Annotated in this window: 22 protein-coding genes, 1 riboswitch and 2 other annotated features; of the genes, 7 read left to right on the forward strand and 15 right to left on the reverse strand. The window is 33.5% G+C overall.

Annotated elements, in window-relative coordinates:
* Positions 1–434: 434 nt before the first annotated feature.
* Genes trpA through trpE form a run of 7 tightly spaced genes read right to left on the reverse strand, consistent with a single transcriptional unit; the run spans position 435 to position 6,779 of the window.
* On the reverse strand, positions 435–1,223 hold the full coding sequence (gene trpA / locus COC46_RS09000) for a tryptophan synthase subunit alpha (protein WP_098809382.1): 789 nt from the start codon (positions 1,221–1,223) through the stop codon (positions 435–437).
* Positions 1,223–2,422: a tryptophan synthase subunit beta gene (gene trpB / locus COC46_RS09005; protein WP_098809383.1), complete on the reverse strand. Its 1,200-nt coding sequence runs from the start codon at positions 2,420–2,422 to the stop codon at positions 1,223–1,225. The genes trpA and trpB overlap by 1 nt, the downstream gene beginning before the upstream one ends.
* The gene (locus COC46_RS09010) at positions 2,423–3,028 is read right to left on the reverse strand and encodes a phosphoribosylanthranilate isomerase (protein ID WP_098809384.1); all 606 of its coding nucleotides are present in this window, start codon (positions 3,026–3,028) and stop codon (positions 2,423–2,425) included.
* On the reverse strand, positions 3,025–3,813 hold the full coding sequence (gene trpC / locus COC46_RS09015; protein WP_098809385.1) for an indole-3-glycerol phosphate synthase TrpC: 789 nt from the start codon (positions 3,811–3,813) through the stop codon (positions 3,025–3,027). The genes COC46_RS09010 and trpC overlap by 4 nt, the downstream gene beginning before the upstream one ends.
* The gene (trpD, locus tag COC46_RS09020; RefSeq protein WP_098809386.1) at positions 3,814–4,842 is read right to left on the reverse strand and encodes an anthranilate phosphoribosyltransferase; all 1,029 of its coding nucleotides are present in this window, start codon (positions 4,840–4,842) and stop codon (positions 3,814–3,816) included.
* Positions 4,814–5,425: an anthranilate synthase component II gene (locus tag COC46_RS09025; protein ID WP_098809387.1), complete on the reverse strand. Its 612-nt coding sequence runs from the start codon at positions 5,423–5,425 to the stop codon at positions 4,814–4,816. Before COC46_RS09025 ends, trpD begins: the two co-directional genes overlap by 29 nt.
* Positions 5,409–6,779, reverse strand: a complete 1,371-nt coding sequence (gene trpE, locus COC46_RS09030) for an anthranilate synthase component I (protein WP_098809523.1) — start codon at positions 6,777–6,779, stop codon at positions 5,409–5,411. The genes COC46_RS09025 and trpE overlap by 17 nt, the downstream gene beginning before the upstream one ends.
* A 109-nt stretch (positions 6,780–6,888) precedes the next feature.
* Positions 6,889–7,141: a binding site (T-box leader), on the reverse strand.
* A 42-nt stretch (positions 7,142–7,183) separates the two neighbouring features.
* Positions 7,184–7,434, reverse strand: a binding site (T-box leader).
* Positions 7,435–7,672: 238 nt separating this feature from the next.
* Here trpE and COC46_RS09035 point away from each other — a divergent pair.
* Genes COC46_RS09035 through COC46_RS09050 form a run of 4 tightly spaced genes read left to right on the forward strand, consistent with a single transcriptional unit; the run spans position 7,673 to position 12,028 of the window.
* Positions 7,673–9,148: a spore germination protein gene (locus COC46_RS09035; protein ID WP_255294854.1), complete on the forward strand. Its 1,476-nt coding sequence runs from the start codon at positions 7,673–7,675 to the stop codon at positions 9,146–9,148.
* Positions 9,145–10,236 carry a GerAB/ArcD/ProY family transporter gene (locus tag COC46_RS09040; protein WP_098809388.1) on the forward strand — a complete coding sequence of 364 codons (1,092 nt, stop codon included), beginning with the start codon at positions 9,145–9,147 and terminating at the stop codon, positions 10,234–10,236. Before COC46_RS09035 ends, COC46_RS09040 begins: the two co-directional genes overlap by 4 nt.
* On the forward strand, positions 10,233–11,333 hold the full coding sequence (locus COC46_RS09045; RefSeq protein WP_098809389.1) for a Ger(x)C family spore germination protein: 1,101 nt from the start codon (positions 10,233–10,235) through the stop codon (positions 11,331–11,333). The genes COC46_RS09040 and COC46_RS09045 overlap by 4 nt, the downstream gene beginning before the upstream one ends.
* Before the next feature lie 59 nt (positions 11,334–11,392).
* Positions 11,393–12,028: a DUF47 domain-containing protein gene (locus COC46_RS09050; RefSeq protein ID WP_098809390.1), complete on the forward strand. Its 636-nt coding sequence runs from the start codon at positions 11,393–11,395 to the stop codon at positions 12,026–12,028.
* 45 nt (positions 12,029–12,073) lie between these two features.
* Here COC46_RS09050 and COC46_RS09055 read toward each other — a convergent pair whose 3' ends face one another.
* The 4 genes from COC46_RS09055 to COC46_RS09065 form a co-directional block, all read right to left on the reverse strand.
* A complete protein-coding gene (locus COC46_RS09055; RefSeq protein ID WP_098809391.1) occupies positions 12,074–12,265 on the reverse strand; it encodes an SDR family NAD(P)-dependent oxidoreductase in 192 nt (63 codons plus the stop codon).
* A gap of 83 nt (positions 12,266–12,348) precedes the next feature.
* Positions 12,349–13,233 (reverse strand): LysR family transcriptional regulator, encoded by an 885-nt coding sequence (locus COC46_RS09060; RefSeq protein WP_098809392.1) that lies wholly within the window; start codon positions 13,231–13,233, stop codon positions 12,349–12,351.
* Between the two features lie 95 nt (positions 13,234–13,328).
* Complete coding sequence (locus COC46_RS21900) at positions 13,329–13,526, reverse strand: hypothetical protein (protein ID WP_141550887.1); 198 nt, start codon at positions 13,524–13,526, stop codon at positions 13,329–13,331.
* A gap of 173 nt (positions 13,527–13,699) precedes the next feature.
* The gene (locus COC46_RS09065; RefSeq protein ID WP_098809393.1) at positions 13,700–14,401 is read right to left on the reverse strand and encodes an MBL fold metallo-hydrolase; all 702 of its coding nucleotides are present in this window, start codon (positions 14,399–14,401) and stop codon (positions 13,700–13,702) included.
* Between the two features lie 362 nt (positions 14,402–14,763).
* On the opposite strand from COC46_RS09065, the gene COC46_RS09070 reads away from it, so the two are divergent.
* On the forward strand, positions 14,764–16,101 hold the full coding sequence (locus COC46_RS09070; protein ID WP_098809394.1) for an APC family permease: 1,338 nt from the start codon (positions 14,764–14,766) through the stop codon (positions 16,099–16,101).
* A 60-nt stretch (positions 16,102–16,161) separates the two neighbouring features.
* On the opposite strand, the gene COC46_RS09075 is transcribed toward COC46_RS09070, so the two are convergent.
* Positions 16,162–17,463, reverse strand: coding sequence for an NCS2 family permease (locus COC46_RS09075; protein WP_098809395.1), 1,302 nt, complete (start codon positions 17,461–17,463; stop codon positions 16,162–16,164).
* An 87-nt stretch (positions 17,464–17,550) separates the two neighbouring features.
* Positions 17,551–17,652, reverse strand: a riboswitch (purine riboswitch).
* 216 nt (positions 17,653–17,868) lie between these two features.
* On the opposite strand from COC46_RS09075, the gene rluF reads away from it, so the two are divergent.
* Complete coding sequence (gene rluF, locus COC46_RS09080; protein WP_098809525.1) at positions 17,869–18,576, forward strand: 23S rRNA pseudouridine(2604) synthase RluF; 708 nt, start codon at positions 17,869–17,871, stop codon at positions 18,574–18,576.
* Positions 18,577–18,737: 161 nt separating this feature from the next.
* On the opposite strand, the gene COC46_RS09085 is transcribed toward rluF, so the two are convergent.
* Together COC46_RS09085 and COC46_RS09090 are read right to left on the reverse strand one after the other, a co-directional pair.
* Positions 18,738–19,559 (reverse strand): hypothetical protein, encoded by an 822-nt coding sequence (locus COC46_RS09085; protein ID WP_098809396.1) that lies wholly within the window; start codon positions 19,557–19,559, stop codon positions 18,738–18,740.
* A gap of 116 nt (positions 19,560–19,675) precedes the next feature.
* Positions 19,676–23,755 carry a S8 family serine peptidase gene (locus tag COC46_RS09090; protein ID WP_255294855.1) on the reverse strand — a complete coding sequence of 1,360 codons (4,080 nt, stop codon included), beginning with the start codon at positions 23,753–23,755 and terminating at the stop codon, positions 19,676–19,678.
* Between the two features lie 384 nt (positions 23,756–24,139).
* Between COC46_RS09090 and COC46_RS09095 the strand changes: the two genes are divergently transcribed.
* Positions 24,140–25,387, forward strand: coding sequence for a helix-turn-helix domain-containing protein (locus tag COC46_RS09095; protein WP_098809398.1), 1,248 nt, complete (start codon positions 24,140–24,142; stop codon positions 25,385–25,387).
* Positions 25,388–25,467: 80 nt separating this feature from the next.
* Here COC46_RS09095 and COC46_RS09100 read toward each other — a convergent pair whose 3' ends face one another.
* Positions 25,468–26,631 carry a mannitol-1-phosphate 5-dehydrogenase gene (locus COC46_RS09100; RefSeq protein WP_098809399.1) on the reverse strand — a complete coding sequence of 388 codons (1,164 nt, stop codon included), beginning with the start codon at positions 26,629–26,631 and terminating at the stop codon, positions 25,468–25,470.
* Position 26,632: the final 1 nt, after the last annotated feature.

Raw genomic sequence — 26,632 nt, forward strand, 5'->3', positions numbered from 1 at the left:
TGTCAATGTTTTTTTGTAGTATTCACATGAAATTTTAATGTTCTTTTAAGAACTATTAATGGTTAAGATCACTGCAAGGTAATAAAAATGATATGAACACACTAGAGTAATCACCAAAAAAAGTTGAGGAACACTTCCCCAACTTTTTAATATTCTATTAACCTATTTCTTTACTTTCTTAATTGCTTTCGACATGTTTTATCCATGATTATGTTCAATGTAAACAAGTTGTGGATGCGAGTTACTTAGAAAATCATGATGAGCAATCGCCCTACCATATGCACCTTAATAACTAATGAGAAAAATATCTCCTACTTTTAAGTTAGAAACGAATATATCTTCAACTACTATTTACTTTATTTCAGAGCTAAACAGGATGATGATCAATAACATACCGTAAAAAATCAGGCCACTGTAATAGCCTGATTCACTATTTATTTAATGACTTCTTCACTTACTAAACTTGATTCCATTAAAAGTTTAATTTCATTGATCTTATTTTGATTAAATAAATCAACAATTTTACTTCCAACAATGACTCCATCGCAATCTTGGCTTAATTCCTTTACTTGTTCTGGGTTCGATACACCGAATCCAGCTATTACGGGTTTATTACTAACTTCTTTAACACTTTGCAAAAAGGATGACAGGCTTGCGTCTAACTCATTTCGAACGCCAGTAATCCCTTTTACGGTTACTGTGTATAAGAAACCTCTTCCTTTTTCAGCTATTTTTATCATTCGATCTTTTGGTGTAGTCATTGTGACTAATCGAATTAGTTCTATTCCAAATCCTTCAAGTTGATGAATGATCATTCCTTCTTCCTCGATTGGTAGATCAGGAATAATACAGCCATCTACTCCTGCTTGACTAAGGTCAGATACAAATCTGTCAATTCCATAAGCTAAAATGGGATTCATATATGTCATGACGATTAAAGGTACAGAGATTAATTTACGTACTGCTTTTATTTTTTCAAGTACAGCTTTTAAAGTTGTGCCAGCTTGTAATGCTCGAATTCCCGCTTGTTGAATGACTGGTCCGTCTGCTACTGGGTCAGAAAATGGAATACCAATTTCAATTGCTGATGCGCCAAACTTTTCTAGTAAAGCTAGTCTTCCACCTAATACTTCAAGACCACCATCTCCTGCCATTACATAAGGAATAAATAGCTTTTCACCTTTTTTAAGTCGTTCTGAAAATTGGAATTCAATTCGATTCATCATTTAGCCTCCTTTAATAGCTCACGAACAGTATGAACATCTTTATCGCCTCTACCAGATAAACAAATCACTAAATTTTCATCTCTGTTCATCGTTGCTGCTAACTTTATTGCATATGCAACTGCATGTGCACTTTCTAATGCTGGGATAATTCCTTCTAATCTTGCTAGTAATTGGAATGCATCAAGTGCTTCTTTATCAGTTATCGATTCATATTTCACTCGCTTGATATCCTTCAAATAACAATGCTCAGGACCTACCCCCGGGTAGTCAAGCCCTGCAGAAATAGAATGGGCTTCTTGTATTTGACCATCTTCATCTTGAAGTAAGTACATTAATGCACCGTGTAATACACCTGGTACTCCTTTTGTTAATGAAGCTGCTTGTTTATCGGTATTGATACCATGTCCGGCTGCTTCTATTCCGAATAATTTTACACTTTCATCTGTAATAAATGGATGGAACATACCAATCGCATTACTTCCTCCACCAATACAAGCAACTACTGCATCCGGAAGTTTACCTTCCTTCGCTAAAAATTGTTGTCTTGTTTCTTTTCCGATTACGCTTTGGAAATCTCGTACGATCATAGGAAAAGGATGTGGCCCCATTACTGATCCTAATAAATAATGTGTATCGTCTACATTTGCAACCCAGTAACGAAGCGCTTCATTTACCGCATCCTTTAATGTCGCACTTCCTGATTCAACACTAATCACTTTTGCGCCTAGTAATTCCATTCGGAAAACATTCAGTTCTTGTCTTCGAACATCTTCAGCACCCATGAAAATAACACATTCTAAATTTAATAGGGCACAAACTGTTGCGGTTGCTACACCGTGTTGCCCCGCTCCTGTTTCAGCAACGATTTTTCGTTTCCCCATTCGAATCGCAAGCAAAGCCTGACCAATCGCGTTGTTAATTTTGTGAGCACCAGTATGATTTAAATCCTCACGTTTTAAATAAATATTGGCTCCTTCTGCATACTTAGTTAAATTTTCTGCGAAGTAAAGAGGTGTTTGGCGACCTACATAATCCTTTGACAATCTTTTAATTTCCTCAATAAATGTTGGATCGTCTTTCATTTTTGAATATGCTTCTTCTAATTCAGTTATGGCTTGAACAAGCGTTTCAGGTATATATTTTCCTCCATACATACCGAAGTGACCTTTCAAATCTGGAAGTGTGTACGTAGACATTTAAATTCCTCCTAATTTTACTTTTTTTATAAAACTTTTTATTTTCTCTTCGTCTTTATTACCGTTCGTTTCAACTCCACTACTAACATCAACCATTATTGGTTTTACAATGCTACTAGCAGGTATGACATTATCAATCGTCAATCCACCAGCTAATATCAAGTTATCAATTTTTTTTGAGTTTAAAAGCTCCCAGTTAAAAGTTGTTCCGTTTCCGCCACGATATTTTCCACTTGGGCTATCTACTAAAATATAATCACAATCATATTCTGCTATTTTTTCAACGTCCTTTTCAGATTGAACACGTAACGCTTTAATTACTGGAAAGGATAATGAACGACAAAATTCAGGCGTTTCATCTCCGTGCAATTGCAAATGTGTTAAACCGACTTCCTGAAATATGGACTCTACTATTTCTTTCGTTTCATTTACAAAAACACCAATCTTTAAGATCGAATCTGGTAGTGATTTGATAATCTTTTTCGCCTCAGCAATTTCGATTTGACGTTTACTCTCGGCAAATACAAATCCAACTGCATCCGCTCCTGCATTTATTGCAATCTGAGCTGTTTTTAAATCTGTGATACCACAAATTTTCACCTTCACTGCTTAGCCTCCTTAAAAATAGGAACCATTAGCTCTTTCATATTTGCTGATAATTCATTGCTCCTCATTAATGCCTCTCCGACCAAAATTCCATTTGCCCCAGCATCTCTTACACGTTTCGCATCAGCCTGATTGAAAATTCCACTTTCACTAATAATGAAACCTCCATTTGCTTGAATAAGTGGAGCTAATCTTTCAGTTACGTTTAGATTCACTTCAAATGTTTTTAAGCTTCGATTATTAATACCAACTAATTGTGGACCAATTTTTAATGCTTTTTCTAAATCCTCCTCATCATGGACTTCCATCAACACTTCGAGATTCTGCTGCTTAGCATAGTGATATAGATCATTAAGTTCTGTATAAGGTAAAGCAGCAGCTATTAGTAAAATAATATTTGCTCCATGCTCTATTGCGATATCAATTTGAACTTGATCGATGATAAAATCCTTACACAAAATCGGAATATTAACTGCTTCACGTACCATTTTCAAATCTTTAAAGGAACCTTTAAAGAAAGTCGTATCGGTTAATACAGATATTGCCGCCGCACCATTTTCTTCATATTTCTTCGCTTGTTCTACTGGATTCAGATTGATATTAATATCACCTTTTGAAGGAGAAGCTCGTTTAAACTCTGCAATAATCGATAATTGGTCTGCGGCTTTTAACTGTTCGATGAATGATAAATTTTGTGAATAACTCGAAATTTGTCTTCCAATTGCTTTTAAATGTTTGATTTCGATTTGTTTTTGAGAAATAATTCGATCTAAAATAGTTTCCATTTATATGACCTCTCTTTTTAGTTTGCTAGTTTTTTCAACTAGTTTTATTAATTTCTCGTAAGCAGCTCCAGAATCGATGCTCTCCTTTGCCTTTTTAATTCCATCTTCAATTTGATCAACAATACCTGAAGTATAGATTGCTAAACCTGCATTTAATAAAACAGTATCTCTAAAAGCTCCCTTTTCTCCTTGTAGAACTTGAAGAAGAATATCTGCATTTCTTTTTGCGTCGCCACCTTTGATTTCCGAATTTGGGTAATAACCTAATCCAACTTCTTCCGGACGAAGAGTCATTTTATTCAACTCATTGTTTTCAAGTAGAATAATGTGATTTTCACCAGCTAATGATGCTTCGTCTAAATGTCCTGCACCATTTAATACAATCGCTCGTTTGCGTCCTAATTTTTTTAGCACCTCTGCAAATACTTCTAGATAATCTCTTCGGTAAATTCCTAATAATTGAGTTTCTAATTCAACGGGATTTGTTAGAGGTCCAATTAAGTTAAAAATGGTTGGAATTTGTAGCTCACGTCTAACCTTCATTACTTTTTTCAATCGTGGATGAACATATGGTGCAAATAAAAAGGCAATTCCTATTTCATCTAAGAGTTCCTCAGAGCCTTGAGTTGGAATTGATAACTCCACACCTAATTGTTCTAATACGTCTGCGCTACCTGTTTTACTAGACATGCTGCGATTTCCATGTTTTGCAATTGGTATTCCACTTCCGGCAATAACAAATGCTGAAGTTGTACTCACATTAAAGCTCAATGAGTTATCTCCACCTGTCCCGCAATTATCAATTACGTTTGGAAACCTCCTAGTAAAACCCAACGTGTGATTTCGAATTGCATTTACTAGTCCAGCTATTTCATTTACTGTTTCACCTTTTGTTTTCAATGCAACTAGAAATGCTGCGATTTCACTATCTGTTATTTGATCATCCTGTAGAATACGCCCGACAACTATATGCATTTCTTCTGCAGTAAAGGACTCGCGATTAGCTAAACGTTGTAAATACTCTTTCATTTTTCAAATCCTCCTTAATTTCATTTAAAAAGTTTATTAACAGCTGCTTTCCGTACTCAGTTCCAATTGATTCTGGATGAAATTGCATCCCGTAAACTGGAAATTTCCGATGTTTAATGGCCATAATTTCTTGATCGTCCATGGCAAATGCTAATGTTTCAAATAACGGAGGAATCGTTTCTTTTTCTATTACTAATGAGTGATATCTCATCACTTTTAATGGCTGTAACATATAAGCAAATAAATTGCTACCATCATGTCTAATTTTTGATGTTTTTCCGTGCTTAATTTGCCTAGCTTTTATGATATTTGCACCGAATGCATACCCGATTGCTTGATGTCCTAAGCAAATACCTAATATTGGGACAGCCTTATAAAAAGTTCGAATGATTTCGTTTGTTTCTTGCTTCTCTTCTGGCTTACCTGGTCCTGGAGAAAGAATAATTGCTTTAGGATTCATTTCCTTTATTTCGTCAATTGAAATTTTGTCGTATCTAACGACCTTCGTTTCTTCGCCAAGCTCGCCTAAAAATTGATATAGATTGTAAGTAAATGAGTCATAGTGATCAATTAATAAAATCATGATTTTCCTCCAAAAATGCTTTTAGTTTATTAATGGTTTCCTCATATTCCTGATCTGGTTTACTGTCATATACAATTCCCGCGCCGGCTTGAATATAGGCCATTTGATCTTTTAAAATCATCGTTCGAATCGCTAGTGCAAAATCAAGATTTCCATTTACTGATACGTAACCAACAGCACCAGAATATACACCTCGTTTTGATGTCTCTAATTCGTTAATGATTTCCATTGCCCTAATTTTAGGTGCACCTGATACAGTTCCAGCTGGTAAGCAAGCAATTAGAGCATCAAGTGATGTATTTGGATTTTTTATTTGCCCACTAACTTCGGATACGATATGCATAACGTATTTGTATCTTTCAACGCTCATATATTTTTCTAGTTTGATTGTTCCAAACTCACAAATTTTTCCTAGATCATTTCTTCCTAAATCAACTAGCATTTTATGTTCGGCTAATTCCTTCTCATCCTGTAATAAATCTCTTTCGATGATTAAATCATGCTCCTTTGTTTTCCCTCTTCTCTTTGTACCGGCAATTGGATTTGTTATGACTTGATTGCCTTTCACTTTTATCAAGCTTTCAGGTGAAGTGCCAGCAACAGCACCATCACCAAAATCGATATAATACATATACGGGGAAGGATTTTGGATACGTAATTTTCGATAATAATCAAATGGATTCCCTTCAAATTTTGCTCCCATTCGATGAGAGAGAACGACTTGAAAAATATCTCCTTTTTGGATAAATGCTTTTGCCTTTTCTACCTTTGACATATAGTCGGCTTTACTAACCTCAGACTTGAAAGTAGAAAATACTGTCGGTTTCACTACATCCTCTTGATTTGAGTCGGCTAAAATCACTTCTTTAAGCTTCTGAATTTCTAATTTCAGGCCTTCTATTGTTGTTTCATCCGAAAGTTTAGTTCCAATTAAATAAATTTTCTGTTCCAAATGATCAAATACAATAATGATTTCAAAAAACATCAGGTGGAGATCCGGCATCCCAAGAGCGTCATCTAACTCCTCACCGATGTCTTCAAATTGGCGGATCATATCATAGCCAACATAGCCAATTCCTCCTCCAATGAAAGGAATATCCACTGCTGCCAAATGTTTCTGCTCTGGCATGATTTCTTTAAGTTTTAAAAGTGGATTTCCAACAAACTCCTCTTTGCGACCACTTTTATGAATGATTTGGCCACCAAGATTTGTTCCAATCAATTCAAAAGCAGGTTTTGAACCAACAAAAGAATACCGCCCAGAATCTTGATGCTTAAACGAACTTTCAAATAAAAACTTCTTACTGCCAGTCAGTTTCTTAAATATTGAAATCGGTGTAAACAGATCCCCCATTATTGTTTCAATGATTATTTCTGCTTTGTTTTGTACTGACAATTTGTTCGCCCCCAAAAATTTAGTGATGAATATAAAAAAGTCCCCTATACGCACAAAGATTGTGCATATAGAGGACGATTAGTTTGCTACCGCGGTGCCACCTCAGCTTGGTTCAGATTGATCTGAATCCCACTTTTCAGATACGGGAATTAATTCCGATATCCTATCCTTTTAACGGTGGAAATCCGTGCATCCCTACTTTAATGTTCAAGATGCCTCTCGTAAGCCCATTCGATATAGGTTCCTGTATTAGACTCCCACCATTGTCTAACTCTCTGTAACATTCACCAATATTTACTCTTCTTACTCAACGATTTAAGATTATTTAATTAAAAAGAAATACAAAAAGGGCCCCTCGTCTTAAAAAGGACGAGAGACCCGTGGTGCCACCTTCATTAGCTGATTAACAGCTCGCTTTGTCAGTATCCAATCGAATTTAGATTGAATACCCGTCTTTTGTAACGAGAAGACTACTCGCCAAAGCCTACTACTTTTTTAAGGTTCGGTTTGAATGCTCGGAAGTCCATTCGCGATTACTTTCACACTGATTCGCACCAACCATCAGCTCTCTTAAGTTTCCGTAATCGTTACTACTCTTCGTCAACGCAAAGGAAATATGGATGTTCATTTAAATTAATTGTCCTTATATTATTATGCGAAAAATAAAAAGTCAACAGGTTTCTTTCTACAAGATTCGATTTTTCTGCTATCCACAAACTGACATCCTACGTTTTTCTTAATCTAAAAAAATTGAATTCGGACAATGTTTTTCAAATGAATCTTCCTTGCATATGTAACCAAATTGTGGAAAGAATAAACACAATTAGACCGTCCATCTAGGAGGTATCAATTTGAGTACTAATACAACAAATAAAGAAGAAGTTTTGACAAATAATCTAAAAAATAATATTGAAATGATTCAAGAATATTTATGTCATACAGAAGATTTGGTTGTTAAGATTATACATAAAAATGCTCAGATTTTTGCTATTTTGTTTCTTGAATCGATGGTAAAAATAGAGGCACTGCAAGCTTTCATTATTGAACCCATTTTAAGAGAAAAAAAAGATGAAACAGGTAACATCGTCAAATCGTATGAAATAAAAAACTCAACAAATATTTCCGAATTAGGAGAAAGTTTATTAGACGGATTTTGTCTTATTTTAGAAGAAGATCATTCGATCGGGATTTTAGCTGCTGCTGCTGATGATAAAGAACGAGCAATTCAAGAACCAGCAAATGAACAAAATATTAAGGGGCCTCATGATGGTTTTGTCGAAAATATCAATACAAATATACAATTATTGAGAAAACGAATACATTCACCTGAATTAAAGGTCAAGTATTTTACGATTGGTAAAATTACGAATACAAAGGTTGCATTGGTTTACCTCGATTCAATTGCAAATCGAAAGCTTGTTGAAGTAATAGAAGAAAGAATTACTAGTATTGAGGTAGACAGCCTTCAATCTACAGGACATTTAGAAGAATTAATCGAGGATAATACTTTTTCACCATTTCCACAAGTATTGAATACAGAAAGACCAGATCGAGCTGTATCCTATCTTTTAGACGGAAAAGTAAATTTACTAGTAGATGGAACCCCTATGGTGTCAATCGTACCAATCACTTTTTTTGCTTTTTATCAAGCTCCAGATGATTATAATCACCGATGGTTGATTGGATCGTTTTTTCGGATTATTAGAGTATTTAGCTTTATTATTGCAATTTGTCTGCCTGCAATCTACATTGCGATTGTGTCTTTCCATTCTGAGGTACTACCAATTGGTATTCTTTATTCAATTAGGGTCTCCTTAGAGTTTGTACCATTTCTACCCCTCGTAGAAGCGTTTATGATGCAAATAATATTGGAGCTATTGAAGGAAGCCTCTATTAGACTTCCATCTCCTATTGCTCAAACAATTGGGATTGTAGGCGGACTAGTTATTGGAACGGCAGTTGTTGAAGCCCATTTAGTATCAAATACGATGATTGTTGTAATTGGATTTACAGCAATTGCATCATTTGTAGCCCCTGTCAGTGAAATGGGAACTAGTATGAGATTATTAGGTTTTCCAACTATGATTATGGCTTCGATCCTAGGATTTTTTGGGATTACTTTATGTTTAATGTTAATCTTTATGCACATGTGTAAATTAAAATCTTTTGGTATGCCATACTTTTCACCAATGGCACCTTTTAGAAAGGAAGATATAAAGGATACGTTTATCAGGCTTCCTATGTGGAAACAAAGTACAAGACCTACTGATGCACTACCCCAAAAACTTGATCGGCAAAGAATGTCTAGGACGTGGAAGAAAAAATGATAACGAATATAAATTCGATTTCTAAATTACAGCTTTATTTTTTTATTATCCAGAGTCAAATAGGTATTGGACTACTCGCATTACCGAATGTAGTTCAAGGCACCGCTAAAGGTGATGGGTGGATTTCTACACTTATCGCAGGAATGGCCGTTCAAATTACATTAATCATTTATTGGCTATTACTAAAAAAATACCCAAATGCGATCTATACAGAAATCACAAAAAAAATTTTAGGAAAATATGTAGGGAAGTTCTGTAATGTTTTTATATATCTCTATTTCATTATGATTGGGGGTCTTGCTTGTGCTCTTTTTATAAGAAGTATAACGTTATGGCTACTTCCCCTTACTCCAATGTGGGTACTTTCATTAATTATTATTTTATCAAGCATTTATTTGACAATTAGTGACTTAAGGATCATATCAAGATTTTTTGTTTTAGCATCAGTTTTAATCATCCTATTATTTTTACTTTCATTCTTTACTTTTTATATACCAAAAGAATTTCGCTTCATTCTACCAGTCGGACATTCTGGGGTGAAAAATATACTGCTTGGAAGTCATAAATCATTACTCTCAATGTTGGGATTCGAAAGTCTTCTACTAATTTTTCCTTTCGTACTTGATTCAGAAAAAGAAATATTAAAAACAATGAGTTTTGCCAATTTTTCTGTGACAATTTTCTATACATTTTTCACTTTTCTTTGTCTAATTAGCTTTAGTCCAACGCAACTTATGCAAATTCGTGAACCAGTTTTATACTTATTTAAAGTACTTTCATTTGAAATGTTAGACCGTTTAGATTTAATTTTTTTATCGGTCTGGATCGTACCAATGACAACATCAGTCATTAATTATTTATTTTTATCAGCTAAAAGTATTAGTAATGAAAAAACATATAAAAAAAATGTTTTTATAAGCGGAATCTTAATTTTTATCATTACAATTTTACCATTTGATGAGGATCAACTCGTTCTCTTTGACAAATATGTAACTTATTTAAGCTACGTGGTTGTATTTGGTCTCCCACTCATTCTGTTTTGCTTATCCTTCCTCATTTCTAAAACTGAAAGGAGTGAACAGCTATAAGAAAAGCCTTCTTAGTCACTTTATGCTTGTTTACATTTTTTTTAGCTAGCTGCTGGGATCAAAATCTATTAGTAAATAAAAAAATGGTTAATGGCATTAGCTTCGATTTAGATCAAGACGATAATATTTTAGCTACAGTTAGAGCATTAAATATTGAAAATAAAGGTGGCGGACAGTTTGAAGTTAAGGACGAACTTGTTAAAGTAAAGCGACCAACTTTATCAGGAATGGAAATTGACATTAACAGTAAGCTTCCTGGCCAAATAGATGTAAGTAAAGCACATATTATCTTAATCGGGAGAGACCTTGCTAAAAAAGGAATTTATCCTTTTTTAGAGCTCTTTTATCGCCCTAGACAAGCCTATATTTCTACTAGAGTTGTAATAGCAGAAGATAAGGCTTCAGACATTATTACTACCGACCCTGGAACAAGCCCTATTGCATTTGTCGTATTAAAAGGACTAGAAACTGCTGAAGAAACAACAAAGATTCCGAAAGAAACTGCTTTTACAGCTTGGACGCAAATTACAGATACAGGTCGAGATATCGTTTTACCTTTTGTAAAAAAGGATGAAACTGATAAAATCACAATCGGTGGAATAGACTTATTTAATGGGGACAAATTTTCAGGAATTAGCTTACCTAATGAAAAGGGAAGTCTTTTATTGCTACTAATGGATCGATTAACGAAGTATAGCGAAATGGTTGTACAGTTAGACGAACAGCAATCAATTTCTTTTAGAGTTAAACAAGAGAAAAGGAATTTAGATATAAAAGTAGATAAAAAGACAAAAAAAATAACATGTAAGTTAAATTTAACCCTTGATTTAACAGTTATTAGTTATTCAGGAAAGGTCGGCGAAAAACTAAACAAAGAAAAGTTAAATAAGGAAATCTCACAAAACCTTACTAAACAGTCTGACGAAATTACTAATTCTTTACTGGAAGCTAATTGTGACGCATTAGGAATCGGAGGAATTTTATCTAGTTCTTATCCAGATTTATGGAAAAAAATAAATTGGGAAAAGAGTTATAAGGATGTTAAGTTTAAAACATCCGTAAAGGCAAAAATTGAACGAACTGGTCCTGTGTTTTAAGGATAATTTCTATAATATTTAGTGCAACATAAAGTAAGAATAAAAAAACGATCCGTATTATAGGAGGAACCATATTGAAACTCGGCAAAAAAAATGACACTTTCTTTGAAATGCTCTTAAATATTGCAAATAATGTAAATGAATGCTCGATTTATTTTGATGACTTTAAAATAAAAAATGCTACTGATTTAAAAACATTTTCAGCAGAAATGAAAGCTTACGAAACAAAAGGTGATACATATATTCATAAAATTATCGTTGAATTAAACAAAACGTTTATTACCCCCATCGAACGTGAAGATATTCTTGAACTTGCTAATAAGATGGATGATGTATTAGACGGTATGGAGCAGTGTTCGGCAACATTTGAAATGTACTCCATCATTCAAATAGACGATTTCATGGTGAAATTTGTTAAAAATATACGTGCTGCAGCAAATGAAATTTTAAAGGCCGTTCAATTACTCTCTAGAAAAAAATTATTGGAAATGCGTGTACATGCAATCCAGGTAAAGGATTACGAATCACAATGTGATGCATTATTACGTACTTCCATTAAAGAGTTATTTAAAAATGAGAAAGATCCAATAAAAATAATTCAGTTCAAAGAGATTTATGAAATGCTAGAAGCAGTTTCTGATAGCGCACAAGATGTAGCGAATACACTCGAACAGATTATTATGGGAAACGCTTAATAACTACTCACTAAAAAATACAGCCTAATAATTAGACTGTATTTTTTATTTTTGTTCTAATCGTTTTTTTTGCAAGTTTTCGAATGAACTAGCTATATCTTCTAATTTGTATTTATTTCTTGCTACTAATATTAGGTTAAAATGATCTTTTGCAAATAACTTTGTTAATTCATAGCCTATTCCACTTGTTGCTCCTGTAATTAATACAGTTTGACGCTTTTGGTTTTTGAAAGTCATCGTTTATTTATCCTTTTTGTCTTTTTATGAAACATACTTTTCGTTTTACTATCTGTTCATTTACAGAAAAAAGGATTAGTACTTTACTTATCAAAGTACTTTTTAACCAACTCAATAAATATCTCCATCGATTTAGTTTGAAGTTCGATTTTATCTGTGATAATTGAAAAATTCCGTTGAATAGGCGTTCCATTTACTTTAAGGTAATCAATGGTGTTTAATCGTTTTTCTTTTTTTATTGCTAGTTCGGATAGATAGGTAATTCCCATTCCAGCTTCTACTGCTTCTTTAATCAATTGTGTACTACCAAATTCAATGATATTTTTAGGGTATATCGTTAATAATTCGAATAATCGCTCAGTCGCTTCCCTTGTTCCGGATCCTTCCTCCCTGACAATCCAAGTCTCATTTTCAATTTGTTCCAATGTCACAATTTCTTTAGAGAATATTTCACTCTTAGTTCCAGCAATGATATACATTTCGTCATTCGCAAAAGGCTGTATCGTTAAACTTTGGTTAGTTGCTTCTCCTTCAACAATGCCAACATCAATTTGGTAGCTAAGAGCAGCTTGCACAATTTCTCGTGTATTACCTATTTGAACTGATGGGATAACTTTCGGATATAGCTTCTTCATTTCAGCTAAAATTTGTGGTAGTACATATTCACCAAATGTATAACTTGCTCCAATTTTAAGATGACCACTAGCTTCATTCATCAAATCATTTACTAGTGTCGACATACGCTTATACAAGCTAGTAATTTCCTTTGCATGTAAATAAACAATTTCTCCAGCTTTAGTTAACTGAACATATTTATTCGTTCTAATAAATAGCTTCGCGCCAATATGCTTCTCTAGTAGCTGAATTTGCTGACTAACGGATGGCTGGGTCATATGAAGTTCTTCTGCTGCTCTTGAAAAATTTCTCTTATCAGCGACTGCCATAAAAACTAAAAGAATTTGATCCATACTCTATCTCCTAGTATTAGATTTACTTATTATCGATATTATAATCATTTATTTTTCTTATCATAAGCGAATTGATAAAAATATAAAAGACTGATTCAAAGTGAATCGGTCTTGTTTGAGGACTTAACTTTTCTAATTAAATTTATTGCTAAGTAGGCTAAAACCATAAATACGAGATAAATTGATGCATAGAACCAATACTCTTTATTGGTTAGTTTATTGCTTGGAAGACTTAAAATAAAGAATGTTACCAATGAACCTATTAATAAACCAATTAGTGTCTTGAACTTCATTACAATGCACTCCCATTAAAGTGGTTTTAAGTATTTTATAAAAACCCTTTTATAGTCTATATAATCCATTGTTGGTTAGAATATTCCATTTTAACCCTTCTAAAGTACAAAACTATGTTTCCTCTATGCAAAACTTTTATAAAAAAAGACTGATTTATGTAAATCAGCCGACCTTAAACTTTACTAGATTGAACTCCTATATCGATTAGATCATTAATAAACTCATTAATATTTCCTACTAGGACACCACCATGTCCAGTACACATTACGCTACTATTAAACTGATTTATTTTATGTAATCCACCAAGAAATTGAACTAAATGTTCTTTTGATACCCCGCCATCTCTCAAATATTTTATCCACTCATTTCTCAAATCATTCCCATTAGAGACTAGACCATCTTTTGATAAAGGATCTCCAAAGAAACATAAGAAATCGCCAGTAAAAATGATTTTTGATGGGCGGTGATAAAATATGACCGAACCGGAAGTATGATATCCAACTAAATCATAATCAAACTCCTGTATTACTTCAGATGCTGACAAGTCATTACTAAACTGCGTTTTTTCCAGTGACTCAATCAATCCATTTTCATTTGAATGGATAAATTTTTTAGCATCTTCAAAAATAGCTGAACCTTCAATATGATCTTCATGTCCATGAGTAGCCAAAAAGAGATTTACATCTTCTTTTGATTTTCCTAATTCTCTTAAGGCTATTTTTAAGTAGTTTGTATGAATTTTTTTACAAGAATCAATTAAAGTAATTCCTTTATCCTGGACAATAAAATAGCAGTTATTATAAGTTTTCCATTCGCGATCCCAAATAGCCAATACATAGATATTTTCTTGTATATTTTCAAAAAGATAATCCATTTTCTTCTCTCCTAATATAGAAATACCGGATTTTTTTGCTTACTAGTAAATAATTCCTATATCATATTATTCTTTATCTTTGAATAGATACCTCCCAATACTTTGCATATGTATTAAGAACCTATTAGATTTACCTTTCAATTACTAGAAAACCAGTCTTATTTTATTTCAAACTATTTTTAGGCAGTTTGTTTACTTTAGGCTTCAAAAGTACTTTTGTATCTCTATTTAATCAACAAACATTTAAACATCAGTAGTCTTCCAAATGATAAGTTTAACTTTTCAGAAAAAAATAGTTAGAAAAGTTAGTGTGTTATAATCTTTTTAATTTTATAAATATAATCCTGGAAGGAGAGTAAAATGTGGAAAAAGAACTAAATTTAAAGAAAAATATTGGCTTTTTCGTATCAACGTCTTTAGTAATCGGTACAGTAATCGGCTCAGGAATCTTTATGAAACCCGGGATCGTACTGTCCTCAACTGCTAACTCCACTATGGCTCTTTTGGCATGGATTATCGGTGGCGTTATTACACTAGCAAGTGGATTAACGATCGCTGAGGTAAGTGTAAAAATCCCAAGAACTGGTGGTTTATATGCTTACATAGAAGAGGTTTATGGTGAGATGTGGGGATTTTTATGTGGTTGGGTACAAACCCTCGTCTATGGACCGGCTGTTATGGGTGCACTTAGTCTTTATTTCGGCTCATTAATGGCAGATTTTTTCGGTTTTCATGAAAATAGTAAAGTTATTATTGGTATTATTACGATTATTTTACTTGGTGGCCTAAATATATTGGGCACACAATTCGGTGGATTTATTCAAACAATTTCAACTGCAGGAAAGCTAGTCCCGATTATTTTAATAGCTGTTTTTGGTATTCTTCAAGGGGACGTTTCAGTTTTTAACGCCAAGAGCGGTAGCTCTACACAAGCACTTAGTATGGGAGCAGCAGTATTAGCGACTCTATGGGCTTATGACGGTTGGATGAATGTAGGTTTTATGGCAGGAGAAATGAAGAATCCTTCAAAAACTCTTCCTAGAGCAATTATTTCTGGTATTGTCATTGTTATTTTAGCGTATCTTTCTGTAAATATTGCTTTGTTGCATGTTTTGTCTGCAAGTAAAATAGTTGAATTAGGTCCTAATGCAGCGACTGCAGCAGCTTCCTCATTATTTGGGGATATTGGTGGGAAAATTCTCGCGATCGGAATTTTGGTTTCAATCTTTGGTTGTTTAAATGGCAAAATTCTTACATTCCCAAGGATTACATTTGCTATGGCAGAGCGCAATTTCCTACCTGGTTCAAACGTATTATCTAGAATTCACCCTAAATTTAACACGCCAGTAGGGTCTACAGTCTTTCAAATTATTTTAGCATTAGCAATGATGGTTTTCTGGAATCCAGATCGCCTTTCTGATATGGCTATATTTGCAGTCTTTCTATTTTATGGACTAGCATTTAATGCAATCTTCATTTTACGTAAAAAAGATAAAGGCGGAAAGAAATTGTACAAAGTGCCTTTATATCCTTTTACTCCGATTGTAGCGATTTTGGGCACACTTTACATCATCGTTAGTACAATTATACATGCACCAATCGATGCACTAGTTTCAATTGGTATTGCCATTATTGGTTTACCTGTTTATTGGAAACTAAAGTCAAATATTAAAAGTGATGAAACATATAAAGCAAGTTAATAAAAGCAATGGAAAGAAAAAGCAGGCAAAAAGACTTTAAAATCTTTTCACCTGCTTTTTTTATTTATGTGCAAAAAATACTAATTGAACTAAGAATAATACTGCGAAAATATAAACAAACGGGTGTACATCTTTAAATTTACGTTTTACGATTTTCATTATAGGATAAGCAATAAAGCCTAAGGCAATTCCGTTCGCAATACTTGATGTTAGTGGCATGCTAACGATAACTAAAAATGCTGGGAATGCTTCTTCAAATTCATCCCATTTAATTTCCGATATACTTTTAATCATAAAGCAACCAACTATAATTAAACTAGGTGCTGTAATAGCGGCAACTTCTGATACTGAACCAATCATTGGGCTAAAGAATGCGGCGATTACAAATAGAAAGACTACAGTAAGTGAAGTTAAGCCAGTTTTTCCTCCTGTACCAACACCTGCAGAAGATTCTACTGTTGCTGCAGTCGGACTAGTTCCTAACATTGCACCAACAATTGTACCGATTGAGTCAGCAGAAAATGCACTTCCACCCTTTTCTAACTTTCCCTTTTTTAAAAGTCCAGCTTGTTTAACAATTGCTAGTAAGGCTCCAGTCGTATCAAATAACATGACAAGTAAAAAGGAGAAAATTACACTATAAAGCCCATATTCAATAATATCCTTAATAGAGTTAATTGGGTTGTATACTAGTACCCCATCAGGTAAATGAGGCATAGCCACAAAACCATTTGCAAAATTTAATTGACCTGTAAAGTATGCAATCAGACCTGTCGTAATCATACCTAGGAACAGTGCACCATTTAAATTAAGTGCCATAAATACGATTGTTATTAGTAAACCTATTAGCGTAAGAGCTACTTTAGGATTACTAAAGTCACCAATTTGAACTAGATTAGTCGGATGATCTGCAACAATACCAGATAAACGTAAGCCAATAAATGTGATAAACAAACCAATACCCGCAGCAATAGCATGCTTTAAGTTAGCTGGAATTGCCTGAATTAATTTTGTTCTAAATGATGTTAATGATAATAATAAAAATAAAAGGCCGGTAATAAAAACAGCAGAAAAACCTACTGCATATGGAAGATCATGTCCACCAATTACAGAATATGTAAAATAGGCATTTAACCCCATTGCAGGTGCAATAACGATTGGATAATTAGCTATTAACGACATTGTTAATGTACCAATAACTGTTGCTAAAATAGTTGCCAAAAATGCTTGGTTAAATGGTACACCTGCATCCTTTAGGATCATAGGATTGACAATAATGATGTACGCCAATGTTAAAAATGTAGTAAATCCAGCTAATACTTCAATTTTAAATGAAGTATTACGTTCTTTAAGTTGAAACATGCAATAACTCCTTTATTATATTAAAATAAAAAAACTGCCCGCTTTTCATGAGAAAAAGCAGGCAGTTTTACATTGTGTAGAAAATAAAAATCCGAAGCTCTTCCTCATAGTCTAGCAATTTACGGGCGCTAGGTAGAAACTCTTGAACCTTATTTTCAAGTTTATATGAGAAAATATTAATATATTTTATTTATCTTACGACCGACATTACAATCTGTCAATAAAAAACATTATTGTTATATAATTTAGAAAATAAATCGTTTAATCTGGTTAAAATAATAGTTATCATTCCTAAATCAACATCTTTTAAAAAGTACCTTCTATTATTAGTCAAATGGTATTCTCATTAAAAAGCTATTTATGTTATTCTGAAACTATATTTTAGAATTTAAGGGGTTGTTTAAAATTCGTTTAAATAAATTTATCAGTGAGTCTGGAAAAGCATCTAGACGCGCTGCGGATAAGCTAATAAGTGAAGGAAGAGTTAAATTAAATGGTAAGATTGCCAAAATCGGCGACCAAGTTGAACCAGGTGATGAAGTCATTGTAAATGGCGAACGCATTAGACTGGCTCGAAATCATGTTTATATAGCATTGAATAAACCCGTAGGTATCACAAGTACAACTGAAAAAGGGGTTAAAGGTAATATTGTCGATTTAGTGAACCACCCATTACGAATCTTTAATATCGGAAGACTCGATAAAGACTCTGAAGGTTTAATTCTCCTTACAAATGATGGTGATATTGTAAATGAAATTTTACGAGCAGAAAATAAACATGAAAAGGAATACATTGTTTCTGTGGACAAACCAATTACTCCTGAGTTTTTAAAAAAAATGTCAGAAGGGGTAAAAATATTAGGAACAAAAACATTACCATGTGAAGTAAGACAGCTTTCAAAATACGATTTCCAAATCATCTTAACACAAGGTTTAAATCGTCAAATTCGACGTATGTGTGAAGCTCTAGGATATGAAGTATATCGTCTTCAAAGAACTCGAATTATGAATATCACTCTAGGTAATCTACCAATTGGGCAATGGAGAGACCTAAGTAAGAAAGAAAAGACTCAACTGTTTCGCGACTTAAATTATGAGCCAAATGAATGGTAAATTTAAATACGGGGGTGTCCCATTATATGACACCCTCATTTTTAACGCGATTGAAACATATGCATTTTCTAATTCAACAAAAGGGTGCTGCCAACATTAAGCAAGATAATGAAACTATCTTGCTCATAGACGGTCTCCTTTTCTCTTTAAAGTAGAGACGATTAATTTTCTGTTAAACAATGATGTTCTGGTTTATAGTCGATCTGTTTCCAATCCCCATTTCCAGCTCTACTGAATTGGGCTATTTCGATGTCGGTTCCGTTTGTTAATGTAAAAAATAAAAGGCAGTAGTCAGCCCCATCATTGCCATCAAAATAAATATATTTAACGTAACCGTCTTGTATTGTCGGATGCCTTTTTTTAACTAGCTTACACCAGTTTCCAAACTTCACATCTACAGCTGCTTCTGCATCATGGTCCCAGCCATGGTACGGTGCACATAAAAAGTCTTCCGAAAATTTTTCGATAGCTGAAATTCGATAGCCTTTTTGTTCATGAATCAGTTTAATAAACCCATATGAATAACCAAAATACTCCGCTCTACTATCTTTGAATGATTCAATTGTTTCAATTTCATAAAAGAACTTTATCCCCCCTTTAATATCTGGTATCCAACAAAGCTTGATTAAACTCGTATGACCAATTCCAGCAAATGAATGAAAATAATCATCATAGCTATATCTTTTTTGATACTTCTCTGATAAGAAATTATAGGCAATTGGAAATGGCAATCGTGCTTGACCTACTGTTCCACAACTTCGCCTGGACATGTTTTCTGCTTCTCTCAAAATACTAAAATAGTTAATAATTGTATCTTCAGCAGTATTGGTTAGTTCCTTTGGTAATTGAATTTGATCATGCGTTTTATCATAAAAAGGTTCGAAAAACTTATAAGAATTGAGTCTTAGGTTTAATGCGGGCAAACACGATGGACGAAAGTATTTTTGATGGTACATTTTTATATCCATTTGATTTCTTAACATATTATCACCCTAGTTTAGTTTATGGGCATATGTGGAATACGTGTATGACTTAAATTCTCCATAAAAAAGAAACCACTATTAATTAATATTAATAGTAGCTTCAATGGGATATAAGATTATAAGCCTAATTCACTCTTAATTGTTTCTAACGTTGCGTTATTATATTTCTTTTTCGGAGTTGGTGCATTTTGTACTGAAGCATTTTGTTGTAAGTAATTTTTTTCAACAAATGCAAAGTCTTTTGCATCTACTGTTCCATCAAAATTAATATCAGCGCTTCGATTGTTTGTTCCCCAATAAGTTTGTACATAAAGTGCATCTTGAACATCAATTACGTTGTCTTGGTTTACGTCTCCAGCAACTAAATTGATGTTAATTGAATCTGCTTTCCCATATAATTGACCTTTGTATTCAAAACCAAACAATTTAGTTTGTTTTGAAATAAAGTGACCTGGAACATTAACATTAAATGTATATGCATCCTTGTTTAGCGGAAGTGGCTCAAGATTAACTTTACCACGGCTAATCTTGTTAGAAGCATCTAAGCTATAATTACCATTAGTTACTTTTAATGTTGCCTCTACTTTTGTCCAGTCGCGATTTCCTAAATATGGTGGTTGCCCTTCTACTTGCACAAGGTATCCTTCTGGAGTAAGATTCACTTGCACTCGGTTGAATTTTGATTTTAATTGGAATCGTTTACCTGCATTTAACAGCTTTACTGATTGATTAGACGCATCGACAATTGTAGCTGATGGGTTAATGTATCCTATTGGATAAAAAAGTTGTTCTTGAACTTTTACTTTTACATTTACGACTTCTGCACGATCAAACTCATTTGCTTCTTTAAATGTTACTTTAATTTTGTTGCCAGTTACTTGAATAGTAGCTTTATCTTTAAATTTATCAGTTAATTGTGCATCTACAAGATTAACATAAGGAATACCTGCAGATTGTGCATCATCAAAATTCCAAGTTACTTCTTTTGTACCTTGCAAATTATCTAATACTAGAGAGGCAGTTAGGACATCTCCAGATCTAGCTAGCTCTACATTATGTTTAGCATATGTAACTGGTGTACCTTCTTTAACAAAGTAATACTCTTTCCAATTCGCTTGATTACCAGCTGCATCATATCCAATTAAGTTAAACGACTGAACTTGAGTACCTTCGTTCATTCCTACTTCTTCTGTCCACTTACCGTTTTTGTCCATATGAATTGGACCTTGAGGGACTGGTAATCCATACGTATATACCGCAAAGTTAGATGTTTCGTCTAGATTAATACCAACCCTCTGCATTTCCTCTAAAGCTGCATCTTTTACTTCCATTTCAAAAGGAACTGTTTTTTGACCAGGCTTGTACTCAACAAAAGGTGAGTCACTATCTAATGAGCTTTTTACTTTAGGTGTTTCAATATCGATAAATACATCACTATCTTTACTATCAACTTTCTGTTTGCCATTTGGTAAAGTAGTAACAAATTTTAGTTTGTAATGCCCTGGTTTTGCAACGCTTATTTCTGTTGAAACAGGTCGTGTTTTATTGCCAGTAAACTTGTAGTAAGTACCGCTAAACGCTTTTAGGAAGTAATTAACATCTGGTGAGTAACCATTCACATTCATTGTACCAACTAATCCAAGATCTTCATTTGTTTTTCCGTCTTGTAAAATTACGTCTAGCGTATCAACTGGTGAACCTAAGTTAAACTGTAATAAAGCACTTGGTGAACGGTAACTGTCATAAGCATGATTATATGCATCTGGAGTGATAGCATGATTTAGTAATGTTAAATTATCAAAGCCTTCATCCGATTTCCTGAAACTAAATGGTACACGGTATTGTTCTGTTTGATCATCACTATTTGTCATTAAAAGATAGCCTTCATAAAAACCTTTTTTTGCTGTAGAAGGAATCGTTACTGTTGTTTTTACTGTTTTAGAAGTGTTTGCATTTAGCTTAATTGAATTTGCTACATCTACTAATACACCGTTATCTTGTAATCCATTTGTACCTTTTGCATTATCTACAACTTTCACATCAAATGTTTTCTTTTTACTTCCACTATTTGTAAACTCAATATCTTTTTTAACTTTTAATTGTGTGCCTTCTTTAACTACTTGCTTGCCAAAGTTTAACCCACCTGTTTTATTTTCTGCTTTTACTAATTGATTACCAAAAGGAATTAGTGTCTCATCTTGTACTTGAATCTCAACTTGAGAGTGAAGTGCTTGGAATGGATCCACACGGCCTGCGCCAACCTCATATACACTATAATTACCTTTTAGTTTATCAGCAGTATTCATAAGAATTGATTTTACGTCTGCTGGCTCAAGATTTGGATTCTCTCCTAATAGTAAAGCTGCGACACCAGCTGCAAATGGAGAAGCCATTGATGTTCCATCCATTCTTTCGTACGCATATTTATAGTCTTCCGGTGTATCATGGTTTGTTATATAAGATGGAACCGTAGAAAGGGTACTTACACCAGGAGCTGTAATTTCTGGCTTCATCTGGAAGTTACCATTAACTGGTCCTCTTGAACTAAAGTCTGCTAACTTATCTCCCTCAGTTAAACCTTCCTTTAAATCTGTAAATGTAAACGTCGTATTTCCGTTTGCAATTTTAGCTTTTAACTCTTCTCCTGCTTTCTTCGTCATTGAAAATGCAGGAATATACTCTGTAGCTTCACCTAAGTTATACCCAACATGACCATCCACATTGTTATACAGAATGACAGCTTTTGCCCCATTTTGCTTTGCAAACTTTACTTTATCTACAAGGGCAAAATTTCCTCTTTGAACAAAGGCAATTTTACCTTCAACATTTTTATTTTTGTAGTCATCTACTGTTCCTAAACCAACATCTACTAGTTCAAGAGATTTCCCTTCTAAACTAGTAAAGTTATCAGCGAAACTTCTAGCCATGCTAACAAGATCTGTATTCCAACCTCCTGCTACTTTACCTGTAAACATTGATAAAGAAGTAGGAACTGTACTTGCTCCAACCGTAAGAGCTAAAGCTGCTGTACCTGGTGAGCCTAGTGTATAAGCATTAGGTCCACTATTACCTGCTGAAATGACTGCTGTTACGCCATTTAATACCGCATAGTTTACAGCTGTACTAGTTGGGTAATATGGATCGTTAGCCTTTGCACCTAGTGATAGGTTAATGACATCCATGCCATCTTGAACTGCTTTATCTATCCCCGCAAGTACCCCTTCAGTTGCTCCACTTCCATATGGGCCAAGAACGCGATACATATATAAATCGGCATCTGGAGCTACACCTACTACCGATACTTCGCTATCATTTTTATTTTGTCCAACAATTGTCCCTGATACATGTGTACCATGAGCAGTATAATAAACACTGCTTCCGTTACTTTCAGGCTTATTTGATGCTTGCCAGTCTTTATAAGTTGCTTCCATCGGATCGTTATCATTATCGACAAAATCATATCCGCCTTTGTAAGCACTTTTTAAATCAGGGTGGTTATAGTCAATACCTGTATCTAAAACACCTACTTTAATACCTTTTCCAGTAATCCCTTCTTTATGAAGCTGATCTACTTTTAGATAAGGGAGACTTTCGACTGAAGTCGTAATGTTTCGCTCTACATCTTTTGGAACATCTGTCTTAATTGGATCGACATTAAAAGTAGCATCTTTATAAATTGCTTTTACTGCATCGGACTTTAAAAGATTCTTAACTTCATTTGCTGGAAGTGTAATAGCTGCACCGTTAAATGCCGTTTTATAAGTTCTAGTAATAACTGGTGCTTTTTTCTTTTCTTTCACTTTTACAATTTTTCCAACATCCGCTTTAAAAGTCGCATGCTCTTGGTCTACTTGTGTTTGTGCTGATTTTTTTGTTAATGACTTACCGTCAACTGCTGCTTTAATTACAGCCACATTACTAGGATTTGAATGAAACTGAACAATAACTGAAATTTCTTTATCAGAATCTAGTTCATTTTCTTGAAAGCCTTGTAGTCCCTCTTGATTATTTAATTCTAATTGCTGTAATGCTTGTCTTTGTTCTGCTGTAAGTGATGATAAAATTTCCTCTGCTTTAGAAGTTGACGCTTTAGCAGTTACATTAGAACTCATACTAAAAGGTGAAAAAAGCAGACTTGTCGAAAGAGCAAGTACTGCTGTTTGCTTTACTGCCGTTTTTGCCTTCATATTCTTCATACCCCATTCTTCTCTATATAGTTTAAAAATTCTTACTATTATTATAGTAAGCCCATTTGTGCAAAAAGCATATTGTGTTATTTTTAATCGAATTTTAGGTTATTTTGTAGGTTTTTTTCCTAAAATTATTGAATTGTGAAATAAAATTTCATTAAATAATAAAAAAACATGAAATTACGAATAGAACTTGTGTTATTTTTAATTTGAACCGAAAGTATTTGACTTTATTTAATACAAGTTATAATCAAATATTAGATAGATAGAGCCAATCTATTTTTTAGTTTCATAGTATTTAAAAGATATTAAACTTAGTATAAAAATAGCTTTATTACAAGCGAAAATACGACAAGATAAGTCAACTGGGATTAAAAAAGGAGAGAACGTATGCTAGAAGGAGAAATCATAAAATTTTACCGCAAAAAAGCTAGGCTAACTCAGGAGGATTTAGGAAAGGACATTTGTACAGCTACTCATGTTAGTAGAATTGAAAGAGGGGAAACCAAATATTCTGAAGAAATTATTCAATTGTTCTCTCAACGTCTCCAAATTGACATCGAAAAAGAAATTGCTACTGTTAAAAAAATCGAAAATAAACTAAAAAAATGGCACAATGCGATCATATTAGAACGAATGAAAGAAGTCGTAAAGATAAAAGAGGAATTAGAAAACAAACACTATATTAGCGCATCTAACTATGCGATTTATTATCAGCTTTTATTAGCCCGATACTTTATTCTGTGTAAGAATATGGAAAAAGTACATCGCATTATTAAACGAATCGAAATTGAAACTCCTTCTATGTCAACTTATGAAAAGAACTTGTTTCATCATGTTAAAGGAATATACTATTTAGAAACTTATCACCGATTCGAAGATGTAAGTAGACAATGTGCACTACAAGAATTAAAACAAATTAATATAGAGGAATATGGAAATAAAGAATTTTATTACCATCTTGGCTCAGCTTATCATTGGACTAAATCTAATGTTATGGCTTACTTCTATGGAGAAAAAGCATATAGATATTTTATTGAAACCAATAATTATGCCAGAGCAATTTTAGCGGAATCTTTAATGCTAATACAATTAAAGGATAGTACCAAGTTGGATTTTGAAGAAATCGTAGAAAGATATGAAAGTTTAATAGAGCATAGTGAAGCCTTAGGTCTTTTAGATAAAAGAGGTTTGATCCTTCATAATTTAGGTCTGATGTATTATTGGAAAAAAGACTATAAACAAGCACATTTTTATTATGAAAAGTCAATTAAAGATGCCGATAAACAAGCATTACCTTTTTTAAACCGTTTGTATAACTATCTGGATAATGCCGAAGAAGGCAAGATCTTATCAACTAATGAATTGCTAGAACAAGCAAATGAAGGACTTTCTCTTTCAGAAAAAGCTACGAATGAGCTATATAAAATTCTTTTTAACATTCTACTTTTACGTTTTAACAAAAAATATGATGACTATTACGATTACATAGAACAAAAAGCATTTCCATTCTTTAAGAGTCACCATCATGTAACGCATGCAAATAAATATGCTAAATTACTTTACAACTATTATGTTAAGACAAAGCAATATGAAAAAGCAGTACATACTGGAGATATGTTTATTAACGAACATTAGGAAAATATATATATTTATGAAAAGGACAGACTTATAAAGAATAATCTGTCCCTTTTATTTTTAGAAATCAGCTTAATGAATTAATGAATCAGTAATTCTTTCTCTAACTGCTCATATTCACTAATAATTAAACTAATTAATGTTTTGTGTTCTGGTAATTCTGAATATTTAATGAATAACTCTTCCACAGAATGATCTTTGAGAAATCCTTGTAGTTCAATTGCTTCATAGTCATCCTTATTTTTATAGAATAGTGCAACTGCAATTGCCTTAATTAAATTTTTGGGCACTATATTATGTTCCATTAACTCTCTTAAAGGCTTAATAAAACGATCGTTTGCTCCTAGTTTACGAATTGGAGAACGCGCAACACGGGATACTTCATCAGAAATATATTCATTTTCAAATCTACCAATTATTTTTTGAACATAAGCATTATGTTCATATGGATTAAAGTTATATTTTCTTTCTAATAATTTACCAGTTTCATCTAATATTGCGGTAACTATATTTCGAATACCCTTATCAGAAATCGCTTCCTTAATCGTGTTGTATCCATAAAAATTTCCTAAATAAGCTGTCGCTGCGTGACCAGTGTTTACCGTGAATAGTTTTCTTTCGATATAAGGAAGCAAATCCTCTACATAAGTCACACCATCTATTGCCGGAACCTCACCTATCATTTTTGACTGGTCAATCACCCACTCATAAAATGGTTCAACTGCAACTAATAATTTATCTTCATGACTTTGTACTGGTACGATACGATCCACTGCTGCATCTGGAAAACTGACCGACTGTTCAGTTTTTTTCTTCTGAGATTCTGTCATGTTTAGGTATACTTCATCCCTTAAGAAAGTACTTCCACCTATCATATTTTCGCATGCAATTATGTTTAAGGCTTTATCCGAATTCTCAATTCTCTCTATTAGTCCATCTGCAATTAGTTTTGCTATTTTCGGAAGAATAGATGGACCTACTGCAGTTGTTACGATGTCAGCCTGGGCAATTACTTTTGCTACTTCTTGAGGATCTTTTACACTATTAATACCTCTTACATTCGTTATTACCATTCTTTCTTGGGTGCTATCCGCTAGCATAACAGAATATGCCCTTTTATTATTCAATTGATCAATTATTTCATCATTCACATCAACAAAACAAATTTCATATCCTGCCTTATGCAATAATTGTCCAATAAAACCTCTACCAATGTTTCCTGCACCAAAATGTATGGCTAACATC

Origin of the sequence: Bacillus sp. AFS041924 (assembly GCF_002577195.1) — a bacterium.
Taxonomy (GTDB): Bacteria; Bacillota; Bacilli; order Bacillales; family Bacillaceae_G; genus Gottfriedia.

Bases quoted from the DNA above. Each gene is read 5' to 3' on its own strand.
- COC46_RS09085 (WP_098809396.1), bottom strand. From the start codon at position 19,559: ATGTTAAGAAATCAAATGGATATAAAAATGTACCATCAAAAATACTTT.
- COC46_RS09065 (WP_098809393.1), bottom strand. From the start codon at position 14,401: ATGGATTATCTTTTTGAAAATATACAAGAAAATATCTATGTATTGGCT.
- COC46_RS09040 (WP_098809388.1), top strand. From the start codon at position 9,145: ATGATAACGAATATAAATTCGATTTCTAAATTACAGCTTTATTTTTTT.
- COC46_RS09075 (WP_098809395.1), bottom strand. From the start codon at position 17,463: ATGTTTCAACTTAAAGAACGTAATACTTCATTTAAAATTGAAGTATTA.
- trpD (WP_098809386.1), bottom strand. From the start codon at position 4,842: ATGAAAGAGTATTTACAACGTTTAGCTAATCGCGAGTCCTTTACTGCA.
- COC46_RS09025 (WP_098809387.1), bottom strand. From the start codon at position 5,425: ATGATTTTATTAATTGATCACTATGACTCATTTACTTACAATCTATAT.
- COC46_RS09100 (WP_098809399.1), bottom strand. From the start codon at position 26,631: ATGTTAGCCATACATTTTGGTGCAGGAAACATTGGTAGAGGTTTTATT.
- trpB (WP_098809383.1), bottom strand. From the start codon at position 2,422: ATGTCTACGTACACACTTCCAGATTTGAAAGGTCACTTCGGTATGTAT.
- trpC (WP_098809385.1), bottom strand. From the start codon at position 3,813: ATGGAAACTATTTTAGATCGAATTATTTCTCAAAAACAAATCGAAATC.
- COC46_RS09090 (WP_255294855.1), bottom strand. From the start codon at position 23,755: ATGAAGAATATGAAGGCAAAAACGGCAGTAAAGCAAACAGCAGTACTT.
- COC46_RS09055 (WP_098809391.1), bottom strand. From the start codon at position 12,265: ATGACTTTCAAAAACCAAAAGCGTCAAACTGTATTAATTACAGGAGCA.
- COC46_RS09060 (WP_098809392.1), bottom strand. From the start codon at position 13,233: ATGGATCAAATTCTTTTAGTTTTTATGGCAGTCGCTGATAAGAGAAAT.
- trpA (WP_098809382.1), bottom strand. From the start codon at position 1,223: ATGAATCGAATTGAATTCCAATTTTCAGAACGACTTAAAAAAGGTGAA.
- COC46_RS09095 (WP_098809398.1), top strand. From the start codon at position 24,140: ATGCTAGAAGGAGAAATCATAAAATTTTACCGCAAAAAAGCTAGGCTA.
- COC46_RS21900 (WP_141550887.1), bottom strand. From the start codon at position 13,526: ATGAAGTTCAAGACACTAATTGGTTTATTAATAGGTTCATTGGTAACA.
- trpE (WP_098809523.1), bottom strand. From the start codon at position 6,779: ATGGGGGATCTGTTTACACCGATTTCAATATTTAAGAAACTGACTGGC.